The organism is Streptomyces sp. SID10853 (genome assembly GCF_010548145.1).
GTDB lineage: Bacteria > Actinomycetota > Actinomycetes > Streptomycetales > Streptomycetaceae > Streptomyces.
Window position 1 is genome coordinate 23,359 of record NZ_JAAGLN010000020.1, and the last position, 15,769, is coordinate 39,127.

Consider the following 15,769-nt stretch of genomic DNA (forward strand, 5'->3'; position numbering starts at 1 on the left):
ACGGAGGACCGTCCGACGGGGTACCGCACCTTCGAGGGCGTGATCGCCAGGGGCGGGTACGGTGCGGGGGTCGACTGCACCTGGACCCTTTACGGTTCAGGGGCCGGAGGGATACGCACCGGGACGATTGCGGGGCCCCACGGTGCGGGTCCTGAACCTTCTGCCCAGGCGGCGAGGGAAGCACCATCCACGCAGCGGATACCGCAGTCTGCGGCGTAGTCCTCAGCCGGCGCGGTGAACTGACTGGTGGTGACTACTACGGCGAGCTGGGCTCCGTGCACCGACCAGCAGGTACCGCCGAAGCGTTGGAGGTCCTGGGAGCCGACCTTGTGCGCGGGGCCGTACCGCTTGCACTGCACGACAACGCGCCGGCCGTCAGGTGCAGTCGCGAGGACATCAGCGCCGAGATCACCGGCGCCGCCGACCATCTCGACCTCGCGGCAGCCGTCTCGTTCGCACAGCGCCGCGACGGCGGCCTCGAAGCCGTCGGGGTCGAGGGCCGTGAAGTCGGGCGCAGGATCGGGTAGCGCGACGGTGAGCCCGTCCTGTGCCACGGCGGGAGCGAAGCCAGCCGGCCCTTGGGCCCGGGCGCCCAGGGCGGGCTCGAAGGTCTGGCCGGCCCGGATCGTCCCGGTGAATTCGCGGTCGGCCTGAGCCATCCCCGCCCGGGCGGCGCGGCGCAACTCCCGGACCCCTGGCATCGCGCGGAACAGGGCGTAGAGCACGGGAACCGCGATCAGCGCCAGTAGTACGGCAGTGAGTGGATTCGCCCCGGCCCAGTGTGCGAAGCGCACAAAAAGCAGCGCACCGGCGCAGAGCACGGCACCCGCCAGTGCGAGAGCAACCACAGAGCGGGGCAGCGATGCCACAGCTCTGGGGCGGCCGGTGTTACTCCTGGTTTCCCGTATCGGCACTGGGCCCCCTGCACTCGTCCGGATCTCTTTGATCAGCGTGTGCCCCGAACAGCGCGATTCATGATCAACACGGTTGGCCCGGCTTACAGACAGTCCGGTTCTACGGAGATGGTCGGGCGGGCTGTGCCGTACTGGTCTGCGAGACTGAGCCTATGGGTGTGAGGGACAGGAACCATGTGACGGTGACCGGGCGGCCGGGAGGGCCGGTGGTGGTGCTGGCGCATGGCTTCGGATGCGACCAGAACATGTGGCGTCTGGTGGCGCCGGTGCTGGAGCGTGACTTCACCGTGGTCCTCTTCGATCATGTGGGCGCCGGGCGTTCCGACCTGTCGGCATGGAGCCGGGATCGTTACTCGGCGCTGGACGGGTACGCCGATGACGTGCTGGAGATCTGCCGTGAACTGGCGCTCGGCCCGGTGGTCTTCGTGGGGCATTCGGTGGCCGCGATGATGGGCGTGCTGGCCGCGGCACGAGAGCCGGAGGTTTTCGCGGGGCTGGTGCTGCTGGCGCCGTCGCCGTGTTTTGTCGACGACCCGGCCACCGGTTACCGCGGCGGGTTCAGTGCTGCGGATATCGGTGAGCTGCTGGAGTCGCTGGATGCGAACTATCTGGGGTGGTCGGGTGCGATGGCGCCGGTCATCATGGGCAACCCTCAGCGGCCGGAGCTTGGCGAGGAGCTGACCAACAGTTTCTGTCGCACCGATCCGGATATTGCCCGCGCTTTCGCGCGGGTGACGTTCCTGTCCGACCACCGCGCCGATCTTGCCCGGGTGGGTGTGCCCACGCTGGTCGCCCAGTGCTCCAGTGACGCGATCGCCCCGCCTGAGGTGGGCGCGTTCGTCCACGCGCAGGTACCCGGCAGCCGTCTGGTCACGCTGAACGCGACCGGGCACTGCCCCCAGCTCGCCGCGCCGGAGGAGACCGCCGCGGCGATCGCCGCGTTCGCGGAAGCGGCCGGGTGATGTGCGGAACGAGTGACGAAGAGGAGCGCCGAAATCTGGAACAGGACGGCAGTCCCGTCGATGAACAGGCGCAGTTCTCCGCGCTGCTGGAGGACAGTGCCGAGGACCTGTACGAACACGCCCCGTGCGGGTTTCTGTCCACTCTGCTGGACGGCCGGATCGCGAAGATCAACACCACGCTGCTGGACTGGCTCGGCTATCGGCGCGGTGACCTGGTCGGCCGCAGACACTTCGCTGACCTGCTGACGGCCGGCGGGCGGCTCTACCACGAGACGCATTTCGCGCCGCTGCTGCGCATGCAGGGCGAGGTCAGCGGAATCGCTCTGGAGCTCAAGGCCGCCGATGACAGCCGCCTTCCGGTCCTGGTCACTTCCACAGTGAAGACCGGCGGTGATGGGCAACCGCTGCTGATTCGCACTACCGTCTTCGACGCCCGCGACCGCCGCGCCTACGAAACGGAACTGCTGCGAGCCCGCCGGGAGGCTGACCGGGAACGCGAACGTCTCCAGCGTTTGAACGCCACATTGCAACAGACGCTGCTGCCGCCGGCACTGGCCAATGTGCCCGGTGTGGATGTCGCCGCGCACTACCACATCGCCTCCACCGACGAGGTGGGCGGCGACTTCTATGACCTCTTCCCTCTGGCCGACGGCAGTTGGGGGCTGTTTCTGGGTGACGTGTGCGGTAAAGGCGCCGCTGCTGCAGCCGTCACCTCCCTGGCCCGCTACACCCTGCGCGCCGCGGCCGTCTACGACGCCGATCCGGCGGCTGTACTCAGCAACCTCAACAGCGTCCTGAACCACGAGTACACCGGAACGGACCCCCGCTTCTGCACCGTCGTCTTCGGCCTGCTCACCCCGTACGGCAACCGGGGAGGTTTCCGTGTCACGCTGGCCAGCGGCGGACACCCTCCGGCCCTACTGATACGCGCGGACGGCACCGCCGACTTCCTGCCCACCCCCGGCGGCCAGCTCATCGGCGCCCTGCCCGACGCGCACATCGCCACAACCACCACCAGCCTGGGGCCCGGTGACACCCTGCTGCTGCACACGGACGGCCTGACCGAAGCGCACACCGCCAGCGCCGAATCCGGCGGCCGCTACGGAGACGACGCCCTCCTCGACTTCGTCCGCACCCTCGCGCCCACCACCGCCACTGACGCGATCGCGGCCATCCGCGGCCTGCTCGACACCCTCGGCACCGGTGTGGACGACGACACCGCCGTCCTCGCCATCAACGTGCCCCGTCCCCCCAGTGAAGAGCACCAGTGACCCCGCCTCCAGCCTTCCGCAGCCGCACCACCATCGCCGGCCCCGTCATGGAACTCGCCGGCGAACTCGACCACCGCACCGCGCCCACCGTTCGCGCCGCCCTCCTGGAACTCGATCTGTGCCCGGGGCAGCAGCTCGTTATCGACCTCGGCTTCGTCACCTTCTGCGACTCCAGCGGGATCACCGTGCTGATCGCCGCCCGCAACCACGCCCTGGCAGCGCACGCCACCGTCGTGTTGGCCGCGGTCCCCGAACGCGTCAGCCGTATCTTCCGCACCATCGGCCTCGAACAGGTCTTCCCCGTTCACCCCACCGCCCAGGACGCCGAAATCGCCTGGCGGCCGGCACCGGGCTGACCCCCGCCACCCGCCAGGGAGCCGGCCCGCGGACTGACGTCGGTCCGCCTTGCGCCGTCAGTCCGCGCTCGCCGCACGGGCTGCCGCCCGTTGTTCCCTGCGCCTGCGCTGTTCGGCCACGTCCGCGACGGGTGACGACAGCAGCAGGGTGCGAGTGTAGGGGTGTTGAGGAGAGCCGGTGATCTGCCCGGTGTCGCCCGACTCCACTATCTCCCCCTGGTGGATTACGGCGACGCGGTGGCTCATACAGCGGACCACGGACAGGTCGTGGGAGACGAAGAGATAGGCCACCCCGGTCTGCTCCTGGATTTCCAGGAGCAGGTCGAGGACTGTCCGTTGGGTGGTGAGGTCGAGCGCGGAGACCGGTTCGTCGCAGACGACCAGGCGGGGCCGGAGCGCGAGAGCCCTGGCAATGGCGACCCGCTGACGCTGGCCGCCGGAGAACTCCCGGGGCAGGCGCCGCGCCGCGTCCGCGGGCAGGTGGACCCGGTCGAGGAGGCCCCCGACACGGCCGCGAGCCTCTTGGGTGTCGGCGCCCTGTCCGATCAGCGGCTCGGCCAGGGTGTCCCCGATGGTCAGTGAAGGGTTCAGCGAGGTGTACGGGTCCTGGAAGATCACCTGGAGGTCGCGGCTGAGGGCGCGACGACGGGCGGTGGCTGCCTTGTCGATGCGCTCACCGTCGAAGGTGACGGTGCCGGACGCGATCGGGACCAGCCCGAGGACCGCGCGGCCCAGAGTGGTCTTGCCGGAACCGGACTCGCCCACCAGACCGAGGGTTTCACCGGCCCTGATGTCCAGGTCCACGCCCCTGAGCACCTCGGTGCGCCGGGAGCGCCGGCCTTCGCCGGGGTACGAGACACGCAGCTCCCGTACCGTCAGCAGGGCCGCGCCCGCCGGGTGACCGGGGGTGCCGACTCCGGCAGTGGTCGTCGTACGGGGGGTCATGCGGGGGTGCTCCTCGCCTCTCGGGGCTGCCAGGGTGCACGCGTCGGTGCCGTGTCCAGGACGGCGTCGAGCAGGGTGCGGGTGTAGGGGTCCTGCGGGTCGTGCAGGACCTGGCCGGTGCTGCCGGTCTCTACGATGCGGCCTGCTCTCATCACCGCGACGCGGTCGCAGACATCCGCGACGACGCCCAGGTTGTGGGTGACGAGGAGTACCCCGAGCCCCCGCTCCCGCTGGAGTCGGCGCAGCAGGTCGAGGACCTCGGCCTGGACGCGTACGTCGAGGGCGGTGGTCGGTTCGTCGGCGATGAGGAGGTCCGGTTCGCAGGACATGGCTCCCGCGATGAGGACCCGCTGGGCCATGCCGCCGGATATCTCGTGCGGGTAGCGGCGGACGGTCTGTTCCGGGAAGGGGATCTCCACGAGGTGCAGCAGCTCGACGGCGCGTGCGGCCGCCTCCGCCCGGGACAGGCCCAGGACGTGGCGCATGGGTTCCGTCAGCTGGCTGCCGATGGTGAAGGCCGGGTCGAGATTACTCATCGGCTCCTGCGGTACGTACGCCACCGTGCGTCCGCGCAGTGTGCGGTGCGCGCGCTCGTGCAGTCCCGCTGTCTCCTGTCCTGCCACGAGGACGCTGCCGCGGCTGATGCGGCCGCCCTCGGGGAGGATGCCGAGGACGGAGAAGGCGGTCTGGGTCTTTCCGGACCCGGACTCGCCGACCAGACCGACGATTTCACCGGGCCGCACGTCGAGGTCGACGCTGTGCACGATCTCTTCGGCGGTGCCGTCCGGCTGGGCGTACTCGATGGCGAGGCCGCGGACCGACAGCAGCGCTGCGCGAGTCCCGCCGCCGGGCGCGGGGGTCTCGGCCGCCGTGCTCCTGCCGGGCCTTCGGCGGCGGGGCGGCCGGTCGGTGTGGCTCTCCAGGACGTCCCGCAGGGCGGTGGCGATCAGGACGAGAGCGCCGTTGGTGAGCCCGAGCGCGAGGCCCGGCCACAGCAGCAGCACCGGTCGGCGCTGTATGTTCTGGAACGCCTCGTTGAGCATGGCGCCCCAGGTGGCGGTGGACCCGCTGCCGACTCCGAGGAATTCCAGCCCGGCCTGCAGTCCGATGGCGATACCCGCGACGAGCGCCACCTGGATGATGATGGGTCCGCGCACCACGATGAGGATGTGGCGGGCCACGATGCGGAGGTCGGAGAGCCCGGACACCTTCGCGGCGTCCACGTACAGCTCACGACGGACGTTGGCCACGATCCCGCGCACCAGCCGGAAGAAGCTCGGGGCGGCCAGGACCCCGAGGACGATCATCAGGACCCAGATCTTGGGGCCGAGGATGGCGCGGGAGGCGAGGAGTACGACCATGGCGGGGAGCGCCATGACGAGGTTGACGAACCAGCTGGCGACGGCGTCGAACCGGCCTGCGTAATAACCTGCGAAAAGACCCGACGGCACCCCGGCTGCGAGGGCTACGCCGAGCGCGATCAGGGCGCCGCCCAGGGTGTTGCGCCCGCCGTAGAGGATGCGGGAGAGGATGTCGCGCCCGGCCGAGTCCATGCCCAGCGGGTGGGCGCCGCTGGGACCGGCGAAGGCGTCGCGCAGTGTGGAGGTGCCAGGTGCCTGCGGTGCGAGCAGCGGTGCCAGCAGCACGGCGGCCACCAGGATCACCAGGATGGCGAGGGGGACGGCGCCCATCGGGTTGCGCACCAGCCGTCGCAGTACGGCGTGCGGTCGCGGTCCCGCAGGTGCGGCTGCGGAGCCGGCCGGGAGGTTGTCGCTCATGCGACCCTCGCCTTCGGGTTCAGCCAGCCGATCAGGATGTCGACCAGGAGGTTGATCAGGACGACGCCAATCACGGTGAGCATGACGAGCGCCATGATCACGGGGACGTCGCCGCGGGTGGTGTACGTGACGGTCATGCTGCCGATTCCCGGGAGCCCGAATATCTGCTCCACGAGCACCGCGCCGCCGAGCAGGCCGACGAACTGCATGCCGAGGACGGACAGCGCCGGCGCAGACGCGTTGCGCAGCACGTGTCTGAGAACGATGCGGGACTGGGGCAGCCCGCGCGCCCGCAGGGTCCGGATGTAGTCCTGGCGCAGGACGTCGACCACGGCACCGCGCACCTGCTGGGAGACGCCCGCGACGGAGGCCACCGACAGGGCGAGCACCGGCAGCGTCACGGTCGAGAACCAGCCGCCGGGCGACTCGGTGAACGGGGTGTAGCCGATGGCCGGGAACCAGCCGAGCCGGACCGCGAAGACCAGGACGAGCACCAGCGTCACCAGGAATCCGGGCAGCGCGTAGCCGATGACGCCGAGCACCTGTACGAAGCGGTCGGCCGCGCCCCGGCGGACCCCCGCCCACACCCCGAGCAGGAAGGACACTACGGCGGTCACGAGCGTGACGCCGAGCATCAGGCTCACCGTGACGGGCAGTCGGTTGGCGATGGCCTCGGTGACGTCCTCGCTGGTGAACCAGGAGATGCCGAGGTCCCCGCGGACGGCGTGGGAGAGCCAGTCTCCGTACTGGACGAGGACTGGCCGGTCCAGGCCGAGGGACGCGTTCTTGGCGTCGATGGCGTGCTGCGACGCGCCCTGGCCGAGGAGCTGGCGTCCCACGTCCGTGTCCGGGATGGACAGGAGCAGATAGGAGAGCAGGGAGATGACGAGCAGGAGCAGCGCTCCTGCGGCGATTCTGCGGGCGATGAAGGTCAGCATGTGTCTCGGTATCCGTGACCGGCGGCCGGATCGGCCGGCGTGAGCCGCGCTCGGTGCGGGCGCCCCCGTGGGCGGGGCGGCACTCGGCGCATGGGTGTTCGGTGCCGTGTGGACGGCGGGGAACGAGGGCGACCCTACTCTCAGAACTAACCAGTCGGTAGGTTTTCTGGTGAGGAATTGACCAACTGGTAGATTCGGCACGGCCGTCGACGCGCGCGGCGGTCTCCGTCCAGGTGGCACACGTACCGCGCCGGCCCACGCGGCCGCCGTACGTACCGGACCCGCCACCTGCTGCCTTCACTGAATCCACCGGAAGGAACCTCCCGTTGAGCAAGGAGCCCCGGACGAAGGGCGAGCGCACGCGCGCCCGCATCCTCGACTCTGCGGCCGAGCTGTTCTCCCGCTCGGGGTTCAACGCCGTGTCGCTGCGCGAGATCGCCGCCCGCGCGGGCCTCACCCACGCCGGGCTCCTCCACCACTTCCCGGGGAAGGAGCAGCTACTGATCGAGGTCCTCAGCAGGCGCGACGAGGCCGACGCCGCCTGGCTCTTCCCGCGCATCCTGGAACCCGCGGCGCCGGAGCCGCCACCCGCCGAGCGGCTGCGACGGGTCGTGGAACTCGTCGGGCGCAACAGCCGAACGCCCGGCCTGGTCGGCCTGTACGCGAAGCTGTCCGTCGAGGCTTCGGGGCCCGACCACCCCGCCCACCGCTATTTCGTCGAACGCTACCGGCGACTGCGCGCCGAGCTCGGCGCGCTCCTGGGGGCGTTGTTCGCCGCGGCCGATCCGCCTGTCAGGGCCGAACCGCAGGCCGTTGCCGTCCAGTTGCTCGCGCTCCTGGACGGTCTGCAGACACAGTGGCTCCTGGAGCCGGGCGCCGTCTCGATGGAGGAGTCGGTCCGTGACTTCCTCGGCCGCTACGGCCTGCCAGTGGAGCGGGAGGCCGCCCGCGGGGGCCGGCTCACCGGCTGATCACCCCGAGGACCGCACCGGCCATGCTCCGGTGTCCGGCCGCGTTGGGATGGAAGCCGGCCGCAGCCGCCGACTCCTTGGGCTCGATCCACCGCACGCCGTCCGCTTTGCAGGCGTCATGGCCCACCGATGGGGTGTAGGTGTCGACGTAGGCCGCGTCGTACACTGCGGCCTGCTCGGCGAGCATGGAGTTGAGCGCCTTCTCCTCGTCACGGAACCAGGCGAAGTCGCCCTCGGCGAAGGGGATCGTGTCGCGGCAGGCCGAACCGTCGTCGGGGACGATCGCGGGATAGCCGACCAGGACCACCTTCGCCTGTGGGGAACGGGTGTGGATGTCCTTGAGTACCGCTTCGATCTTCGGGCCGGTGGCGTTGATGCGCGAGCGGATCTCGTCGGTGCCGAGGAGGGTGTAACTGCTCTTGCAGGGTGCGCCGTTCGGTGCGAGGTTCGCGAGCAGGACACAGCGCGTGATGACCCCGGTCAGATCGAGATCGTTGCCTCCGATACCCAGGGTGACCAGCGTCGTGTCCGGACGCAGGGCATCCAGCTGGGGCGGGGCCGAGCCCTGACGCTGGGTCATATCGGTGGTGTCGGCGCCCGAGCAGGTCACATCGGTGACCTGCGCCGCGCCGATGGTCCTGGCAATCAGCGACGGGTAGTTCTGGTCGGAGCGGGCGCAGTTCACGTCCACCTGGTCGGGGATGCCCGCGCCGGCGCTGTACGAGTCACCCAGCGCCACGTAGTGCGCTGCGGCGGCTTTCGCCCTCGCGTGGCCGGCTGGGGCGGGGGCTGCCGGACGGGCCGTGGCGGGCGTCGCGAGAGCCAGGGCCGCCAGCCCGGCCGCTGCCAGCGGGACACCGGCTCTCGCAAGAGGGCGGCGGACGGCCGTGGCGGGCGGAAGCCCTGCGGTACGGGGCACGGAACGGTGCAGCGACATTGCTGTCCCTCATCTCGTGAGTGGCCCGGTCGTGCGGGGCCTACCGAGGCGGAGTGCCCCGGGCTCGAAAACCGTAAGGTGATCGGTTTACGGTCGTCAATATGCCGTCGTCCGGCAGTTTCGCTGCCGGCAAGGCGGCGGACGAGACCCGGGACGCCGCTTCCACGGGCCTTGACAGTGAAACCCGATCAATTTACGGTTTTTGCGATCGCGGCAGAGCTCTGCCGCGCCCGGTCGGCGCCCCTCCGACGGACACGGCACCGGCCGACGCCGCATCAACGACCGGGCAGGCCCTATGACCCAGCAGAAACCGCCCCCCGCGCCCGGCACCCCCGACGGGCTGCCCGGGCTGACGCTCGCCCAGAAGGCTTCGCTGACCAGCGGCGCGGGAGACTTCGTCACCGAGGCGGTGCCGGGGATACCGACCGTGTCCCTCTCCGACGGGCCACACGGCCTGCGACTGCCCCGGGGGCAGGGCGACGGCGGCCAGCTCGATCTGCACAGCGCGGCCCCCGCCACCTGCTTCCCCCCGGCGGTCGCCCTCGGCAGCAGCTGGGATCCGGGACTCGCGGCGCGTGTCGCCGCCGCCATCGCCACCGAGGCGCGGGCGCACGGCGTACAGGTGGTGCTCGGTCCTGGTATCAACATCAAACGGTCGCCGCTGTGCGGGCGCAACTTCGAGTACTTCTCGGAAGACCCGCTCCTGACAGCCGAGATGGGCGGGGCGATGGTACGGGGGCTGCAGGAGGCCGGAGTGGGGGCCGCGTTGAAACACTATGCGGCCAACAACCAGGAGACCGACCGTATGCGGATCAGCGCCGACATCGACGAGCGCCCCCTGCGCGAGATCTACCTCAGGGCCTTCGAGCGCATCGTCCGCCGCGACCGGCCCTGGTCCGTCATGGCCTCCTACAACGCGCTCAACGGCGTACCGCTGAGCGAGAACCACCGGCTGCTGACCGATATCCTCCGCACCGAGTGGGGCTTCGACGGCGTGGTGATGTCCGACTGGGGCGCGGTGCGCGACCGGGTCGCCGCCCTGCGCGCCGGACTCGACCTGCAGATGCCGGGCACCGGCGGGCGGACCGACCGTGAGGTGGTCGCCGCGGTCGAGTCCGGGGCCCTGGACCCGGAGGCGCTGGACCGGTCGGCCGAGCGGATGGCACGCTTCGCCCGGCGCGCGAAGGTATCCGGCGGACAGAAGCGGGGCGAAATCCCGTACGACGCACACCATCTGCTCGCTCGGGAGGCCGCGGAGCGGTGCGTCGTCCTGCTCAAGAACCACCCCGCGCTGCTCCCCCTGGACCCGGGCACCGGCAGCATCGCCGTGATCGGTGAACTCGCGCGCACCCCGCGCTTCCAGGGCGCGGGCAGCTCCCAGGTGACCCCGGCCCGCCTCGACGTACCGCTCGACTGCCTGCGGGCGGCGGCCGACGGAGCGCGGGTGGAGTTCGCGGCGGGGTACACCCTGCCCGACGGCGGAACACATCCGGCCGGGGACCGGGAGCCGGGCCACGGAGACCGGGGAGCGGCCAATGCGGCCGTGGGCGATACGGCAGCCGAAGGTCCGGCTCCGGGAGATCCGGCTGTGGGGGCTACAGCCGGGGCGTCCGGGACCCTGGCCGCAGATTCCGCGGCCCCCGCCCGGGAGCCGGCGGCCCTCGCGCTGGAGGCCGAGCGGCTCGCTGCCCGCAGCGACGCCGTGCTGCTGTTCCTCGGACTGCCCGCGCTGGACGAATCAGAAGGGTTCGACCGCGACCGCATCGATCTGCCCGAGGCCCAACTGCGCCTCCTGGAGCGGGTCGTCTCCGCCAACCCCCGGGTCGCGGTGGTCCTCTCCAACGGCGGCGTGGTCCGCACCGCGCCCTGGCACGACCGGGTACCGGCCCTCGTAGAGAGCTGGCTGCTGGGCCAGGCGGGAGGAGCCGCGCTCACGCGGGTCCTGTTCGGCGCGGTCAGCCCGTCCGGGCGGCTCGCCGAAACCGTTCCGCTGCGCCTGGAGGACTCGCCCTCGTATCTTTCCTTCCCGGGCGAGGAGGGTCATGTCCGTTACGGCGAGGGCGTGTTCGTGGGATACCGGGGGTACGACGCACGCCGAAGCGATGTCGCCTTCCCCTTCGGCCACGGTCTCTCCTACACCTCGTTCGCGTACTCCGGTCTCAGCGTCGGGACCGGCCACGGCGACGCGGGGCTGACCGTGCGGGTCGGCGTGACCAATACCGGGCGGCGCGCGGGGCGCGAGATCGTGCAGATCTACAGCGCGGGCCCCGAGGAGAGCCGGACCGCCCGCCCGGAGCGTGAACTGCGCGGTTTCACGGCAGTGGATCTGGAACCCGGCGAACACCGCGAAGTCGTCGTGGAGCTGGACCGCACCGATCTCGCCCACTACAGCGAACGAGAGGGCGGGTGGCGGGTGGCGGGCGGCACCTACCGCATCGAGGCGGCGGCCTCCTCCCGGGACATCAGGCTGGCGGTACAGGTGCACGTCGAGGGAGACCCGTCGCGGATCGGGCTGACAGGCCGTCACACCCTGGCGGAGTGGTTCGCGCATCCGGTCGGCGGGCCGCTGCTGCTGGAGCGGTTCGCCCGTGGTGGCACCCCGGGCAACTCGGCTGCCCTGGCCGACCCGGTGATGCGGCGCTTCCTGGCCGGAATTCCGCTGGATGTGATCGCCGAATTCCCGCAGAGCCCCGTCTCCTCCCAGGACCTGACGGAGCTGGCTGCCCGCGCTGCGGCGGAGACGCCCGCCGAAGGGGTCGGGGCGGGGTAGCGGACACGGCTGCCCCCGACCCCGCTCGTACGCACTGCTCCACCCCCGCGCACGCCCCGGGGGTGGAGCAGACCACCGTCCCCAGCACCGCGGCCCGGTCCGGCCGACTGACTGCCACCGCCACCCACGTCGGAGACCGGCTGCCACCGCGCCCCGCTTCAGGGGCTGTCCATCACCGCCCCCCGGTCCGGCGCCGATTCGGGGGGCCGCCCGTCACCGCTCGCCTGGCTCAAGGGACAGCAGGCTCAACACGTCGTCGATCGGCTGCTCCATGTCCGTCGACCTGTCGATCAGCCACTGCAGCTGGATGCCGTCGGCCACCGCGATGAGCAGGACCGCGAGCCGCTCGGGCGGGATGTCCGTGCGCATAGCGCCCTGTTCCATCCGCTCCCGCAGATACGCGGCCACCCGCTCGCGCAGCATCGGGTAGCGCTCGGCGAAGAGCGCGTGCGCCGGGTGCGCCGGGTCGCTGGCGGCTGCAGTCATGGAGACGAACAGCTCCACGAGCCCCGGTGTACGGGCGCCCTCCCTGATGACCTCTCGGTAGCTGCCCGGATCGGTGCGCTCCTGCTGCCGCAGCCGCGCCGTCTCGTCGCGCATCCGCAGGACCTGAGTCAGCAGGTCCTCCTTCGAGTCGAAGTAGTGCATGAGACCGGGGAGGCTGAGATTGCATTTCGCCGCCACCTTGCGCAGCGACGTACCCCGGTATCCCTCCGTGGCGAAGATCTCCAGTGCCGCGTGGAGGATCTCGCCGCGCTTCGCTTCGCCCTTCTCGTACGGGCCCCGTTTCGCCATGCTGATCACCCTAACGTGCAGTCGGTGCGCCGGCCCGGGCCTGCGCGGGGGCCTGCGGGATGCGCCCGGCGCGGGCCAGTGCGCCGAGCCACCGGGCCGACTTTCTGGGCGTACGGGCGAAGGTCCGCGGGTCGACCGCAGCGAGCCCGAACGTGGGCCGGTAGGTGCCCCATTCGTAGTTGTCGACGGCGCTCCAGTGGAAGTAGCCCCGTACGTCGGCACCGTCGCCCATGGCGCCCGCGAGGCTCGACAGCGCCCGCTCCGTGTAGACGATCCGCCGCTCGTCGTCGCCGGTCGCGATGCCGTTCTCCGTGACGATGACGGGGACACCGGGACCGGTGACCCGAACGGTGTGCCGGACGGCCTCACCCAGTGCCTCCGGGTAGAACTCCCAGCCGGTCAGCGTGGTCTCGGTGCCCTCGGGGACCGGCAGCGGGCCGTCCGGGCCGATGCAGTGGCGGGTGTACGCCTGCACACCGATCCAGTCGTCCTCGCGGGCGGCCTCCAGGAAGACATCCTCGCGCGGCCGTGCGTAGGCCACTGCCACGTCCCTGGCTCCCGGCTCGGCCTGGTACACCTGGTTGGCCACGGTCCAGCCGACCCGGAGCCCCGGGTCGGCGCTCCTGAGAACAAGCGTCGCGGCCCGGTGGGCACGCACCAGCGCCTCGGTGATGTCGGCGGCGGGCTCGGCCGAGGCCGGGCCGCCGGCCGCCGCGCCGGTCTCGTCCCTGCTGGTGACGGCGTCCCAGCCGTGTTCGGCGGCGTAGCGGCGGATGCCGTACATCAGAGCCACCATGTTGGGCTCGTTGATGGTCGCCACGTACCGCACCCCCGCACGCAGGATCTCCGTCGCCGTCCGGGCGTACGCCGCGAACAGCTCGGCGGAGTCCGGGGCCGCCCAGCCGCCGCGCTCGGTGAACCAGCGGGGCGAGGTGAAGTGATGCAGCGTCACCACCGGGGTGAGGCCGCGCTCGACCGCGCCCTGCACCATCGCGCGGTAGTGCGCGACCGCGGCTCGGGAGACTCGGCCGCGCTCAGGCTCGATGCGTGCCCATTCGATGCTGAAGCGGTACGCGTTGAAGCCCAGCCCGCACAGCAGGTCCATGTCTTCGGGCCAGCGGTGGAAGCTGTCCGCCGCGTCCCCGCTCGGCTCGGCGACGAAGGTGTCCTCCTGGTTCTCCAGGGCCCACCAGTCGCTGGAGACGTTGTTGCCCTCGGTCTGGTGGGCGGAGGTGGCTGCCCCCATCAAGAAGTGCTCCGGAAGCACCAGTGCGGATCCTGCTGAGGACGTCATGCGGCCACCCCTAAAAAGCGTTCGTTGATCGGTTTTCGTGTTAGCGTACAGGCGGCGCCGGTCCCGGAGGAAGAGGCGCCCGGGCGAAACACGCGCCCCGGACCCGGCCGGCCCGGGGGCGCCGAAGCGCCGTACCTGACGACTCGGCCGTCCGGGCTCCCGGGCCCCCGGACGGCCGGTGGAGGCTCCATGAACGCCGTCATCCCCCGCCCCGCGGAGCGGTCCGCCGCAGTGGAGGCCGGTTCACTTCCGGCCGCCGGCCCCTGGCGTATCCGTGCCGGTGAACGCCTGGCACCGGTCGCCGACGCGGTGCGCGCCCTGCTGGCACCGCACCTGGGCGAGCGCCTGCTGCCAGGTGACGCACCGACGGGGCCTGCGACCGAGATCGTCCTGTCGCTCGACCCGGCCGGCGTACCGCCCGGCCGTACCGTGGGTGTCGCGCCCGACGGCGGAGCCGAGCCGGCCGACGAGGCATACCGCCTGACGGTCGGCCCCCGGCACGTCATCTGCCGGGCGCGCACCTCCGAGGGCGTCTTCCGTGCGGCGACCACGGCCGCGCAACTGATCCTGACCGCACCGCCCGACGGCCTGATCTGTCATCAGGAGCTGTACGACGAACCGCGCTTCGCCTGGCGCGGGCTGCTGATCGATCCGGCCCGCTGTTTCGTCACGGCCGATGAGGTGCGACGGATCATCGATGTCGCCGCCCTGTACAAGTTCAACGTGCTGCACCTGCATCTCACGGACAACGAGGGCTGGCGCCTCGAAATACCGTCGGTCCCGGCCCTGACCTCCCCGCCTCCGGCCGCTCAGCAGGACGGCCCCGGGGAACGGCGCTACTACACCACGGAGGAGTACCGGGACCTCCAGGTGTACGCGGCGCGGCGCCACATCACCGTCGTTCCCGAGATAGACCTTCCGGGGCACTGCGCCGCGCTGCGCACGGCCCTGCCGGAGCTGCCTCCCGCGCCCGCACCGCCCGGACTCGTGGGGCGCTTCCCCTTCGTACCGCCGCTCGACCTCACCGATGCGGACACCCACGCGGCGGTCTCCGCCGTCCTCGCCGACGTCTGCGCCCTGACCGACGGCCCGTTCGTCCATATCGGCGCCGACGAGGCGGTCGGCATCACCGATGAGAGCTTCGCAGCCGGGGTACGCGAACTGCGCGACCTCACAAGGAAGTCCGGCAAACGTCCGGTGGCCTGGCAGGAGTCCTCCCGGGCCGGGGCCGGGCCCGATGACATCGCCCAGTTCTGGGTCGACGTCCCGATGATGGACCTGCCCGACACCGCCGAGGAACTCGCCGAGCGGCCCCGACTGGTCGCGGCGGGCATGACGGTGGAGTTCATCCGGGCCCTCAAGAAGTTCTTCGCCCCGTCCGACCATGATGTCGAGCGGATCATCGACGGAGGCGGCCGGCTGCTGCTGTCGCCGCAGTCCCATCTCTACCTGGACCGCGGCTACGCGCCGGACGGGACATCCACGGACCAGGCCGCCACCACGGCGCGCCTGGGCTTCCCCGGCTACCGCCCGCGCAGCGTCCGCCACACGGCCTCGTGGGATCCGGCCTCGTACGGCATCCCCGAGGAGCAGTTGGCCGGTGTCGAAGCGACGCTCTTCGCCCATACCCTGCGCGGAATGGACGACTTGACCACCCTGCTCCTGCCGCGCATCGGTTCGCTGGCCGAGGCCGCCTGGTCGGGGCGGGCGCCCGAGTGGGACGAGTACCGCACCCGCATCGCCCGGCACGCGCGGATGTGGAGCGAACGGGGCCTGGTCCACTTCGCAGCACCGGAGGTGCCTTGGACATGAGTGCGCGGGAGGGCGCCTCCACCGCG

Annotated in this window: 13 protein-coding genes; 6 read left to right on the forward strand and 7 right to left on the reverse strand. The window is 71.2% G+C overall.

The genetic code is table 11. The annotated features are described in order from the left end of the window. Nucleotides 1-89: 89 nt before the first annotated feature. A complete protein-coding gene (locus tag G3I19_RS06855) occupies nucleotides 90-860 on the reverse strand; it encodes a restriction endonuclease (protein ID WP_203599267.1) in 771 nt (256 codons plus the stop codon). Nucleotides 861-1,066: 206 nt separating this feature from the next. Between G3I19_RS06855 and G3I19_RS06860 the strand changes: the two genes are divergently transcribed. The 3 genes from G3I19_RS06860 to G3I19_RS06870 are packed head-to-tail and all read left to right on the forward strand — an operon-like array spanning nucleotide 1,067 to nucleotide 3,503. Beyond that, the gene (locus G3I19_RS06860) at nucleotides 1,067-1,876 is read left to right on the forward strand and encodes an alpha/beta hydrolase (RefSeq protein ID WP_164260576.1); all 810 of its coding nucleotides are present in this window, start codon (nucleotides 1,067-1,069) and stop codon (nucleotides 1,874-1,876) included. Then, complete coding sequence (locus G3I19_RS06865) at nucleotides 1,876-3,147, forward strand: SpoIIE family protein phosphatase (RefSeq protein WP_164260578.1); 1,272 nt, start codon at nucleotides 1,876-1,878, stop codon at nucleotides 3,145-3,147. Before G3I19_RS06860 ends, G3I19_RS06865 begins: the two co-directional genes overlap by 1 nt. Before the next feature lie 47 nt (nucleotides 3,148-3,194). Continuing rightward, a complete protein-coding gene (locus G3I19_RS06870) occupies nucleotides 3,195-3,503 on the forward strand; it encodes an STAS domain-containing protein (protein WP_164260617.1) in 309 nt (102 codons plus the stop codon). Between the two features lie 57 nt (nucleotides 3,504-3,560). Here G3I19_RS06870 and G3I19_RS06875 read toward each other — a convergent pair whose 3' ends face one another. The 3 genes from G3I19_RS06875 to G3I19_RS06885 are packed head-to-tail and all read right to left on the reverse strand — an operon-like array spanning nucleotide 3,561 to nucleotide 7,164. Next, on the reverse strand, nucleotides 3,561-4,448 hold the full coding sequence (locus G3I19_RS06875) for an ATP-binding cassette domain-containing protein (protein WP_164260580.1): 888 nt from the start codon (nucleotides 4,446-4,448) through the stop codon (nucleotides 3,561-3,563). Then, nucleotides 4,445-6,226, reverse strand: coding sequence for an ATP-binding cassette domain-containing protein (locus tag G3I19_RS06880; RefSeq protein ID WP_164260582.1), 1,782 nt, complete (start codon nucleotides 6,224-6,226; stop codon nucleotides 4,445-4,447). The genes G3I19_RS06875 and G3I19_RS06880 overlap by 4 nt, the downstream gene beginning before the upstream one ends. Then, nucleotides 6,223-7,164, reverse strand: coding sequence for an ABC transporter permease (locus tag G3I19_RS06885; protein ID WP_164260584.1), 942 nt, complete (start codon nucleotides 7,162-7,164; stop codon nucleotides 6,223-6,225). Before G3I19_RS06885 ends, G3I19_RS06880 begins: the two co-directional genes overlap by 4 nt. A 326-nt stretch (nucleotides 7,165-7,490) precedes the next feature. On the opposite strand from G3I19_RS06885, the gene G3I19_RS06890 reads away from it, so the two are divergent. Next, nucleotides 7,491-8,135, forward strand: a complete 645-nt coding sequence (locus G3I19_RS06890; protein WP_164260586.1) for a TetR/AcrR family transcriptional regulator — start codon at nucleotides 7,491-7,493, stop codon at nucleotides 8,133-8,135. On the opposite strand, the gene G3I19_RS06895 is transcribed toward G3I19_RS06890, so the two are convergent. Next, nucleotides 8,125-9,072, reverse strand: a complete 948-nt coding sequence (locus tag G3I19_RS06895) for an SGNH/GDSL hydrolase family protein (protein WP_164260587.1) — start codon at nucleotides 9,070-9,072, stop codon at nucleotides 8,125-8,127. The genes G3I19_RS06890 and G3I19_RS06895 overlap by 11 nt on opposite strands. A gap of 295 nt (nucleotides 9,073-9,367) precedes the next feature. On the opposite strand from G3I19_RS06895, the gene G3I19_RS06900 reads away from it, so the two are divergent. Next, entirely contained in the window at nucleotides 9,368-11,842 is a 2,475-nt protein-coding gene (locus G3I19_RS06900; RefSeq protein ID WP_164260590.1) for a glycoside hydrolase family 3 C-terminal domain-containing protein, read from the forward strand. Nucleotides 11,843-12,055: 213 nt separating this feature from the next. Here the strand turns inward: G3I19_RS06900 and G3I19_RS06905 are convergent, their stop codons facing one another. Both G3I19_RS06905 and G3I19_RS06910 read right to left on the reverse strand, forming a co-directional pair. After that, nucleotides 12,056-12,637: a TetR/AcrR family transcriptional regulator gene (locus G3I19_RS06905; RefSeq protein WP_164260592.1), complete on the reverse strand. Its 582-nt coding sequence runs from the start codon at nucleotides 12,635-12,637 to the stop codon at nucleotides 12,056-12,058. Nucleotides 12,638-12,647: 10 nt separating this feature from the next. Next, nucleotides 12,648-13,931: a family 1 glycosylhydrolase gene (locus G3I19_RS06910; protein ID WP_164260594.1), complete on the reverse strand. Its 1,284-nt coding sequence runs from the start codon at nucleotides 13,929-13,931 to the stop codon at nucleotides 12,648-12,650. Nucleotides 13,932-14,120: 189 nt separating this feature from the next. Between G3I19_RS06910 and G3I19_RS06915 the strand changes: the two genes are divergently transcribed. Further along, nucleotides 14,121-15,743, forward strand: coding sequence for a family 20 glycosylhydrolase (locus G3I19_RS06915; protein ID WP_164260596.1), 1,623 nt, complete (start codon nucleotides 14,121-14,123; stop codon nucleotides 15,741-15,743). Nucleotides 15,744-15,769: the final 26 nt, after the last annotated feature.

Coding starts and splice junctions, on each gene's coding strand:
- G3I19_RS06910 (WP_164260594.1), bottom strand. CDS start 13,931: ATGACGTCCTCAGCAGGATCCGCACTGGTGCTTCCGGAGCACTTCTTG.
- G3I19_RS06895 (WP_164260587.1), bottom strand. CDS start 9,072: ATGTCGCTGCACCGTTCCGTGCCCCGTACCGCAGGGCTTCCGCCCGCC.
- G3I19_RS06915 (WP_164260596.1), top strand. CDS start 14,121: ATGAACGCCGTCATCCCCCGCCCCGCGGAGCGGTCCGCCGCAGTGGAG.
- G3I19_RS06875 (WP_164260580.1), bottom strand. CDS start 4,448: ATGACCCCCCGTACGACGACCACTGCCGGAGTCGGCACCCCCGGTCAC.
- G3I19_RS06860 (WP_164260576.1), top strand. CDS start 1,067: ATGGGTGTGAGGGACAGGAACCATGTGACGGTGACCGGGCGGCCGGGA.
- G3I19_RS06880 (WP_164260582.1), bottom strand. CDS start 6,226: ATGAGCGACAACCTCCCGGCCGGCTCCGCAGCCGCACCTGCGGGACCG.
- G3I19_RS06865 (WP_164260578.1), top strand. CDS start 1,876: ATGTGCGGAACGAGTGACGAAGAGGAGCGCCGAAATCTGGAACAGGAC.
- G3I19_RS06870 (WP_164260617.1), top strand. CDS start 3,195: ATGGAACTCGCCGGCGAACTCGACCACCGCACCGCGCCCACCGTTCGC.
- G3I19_RS06900 (WP_164260590.1), top strand. CDS start 9,368: ATGACCCAGCAGAAACCGCCCCCCGCGCCCGGCACCCCCGACGGGCTG.
- G3I19_RS06885 (WP_164260584.1), bottom strand. CDS start 7,164: ATGCTGACCTTCATCGCCCGCAGAATCGCCGCAGGAGCGCTGCTCCTG.
- G3I19_RS06905 (WP_164260592.1), bottom strand. CDS start 12,637: ATGGCGAAACGGGGCCCGTACGAGAAGGGCGAAGCGAAGCGCGGCGAG.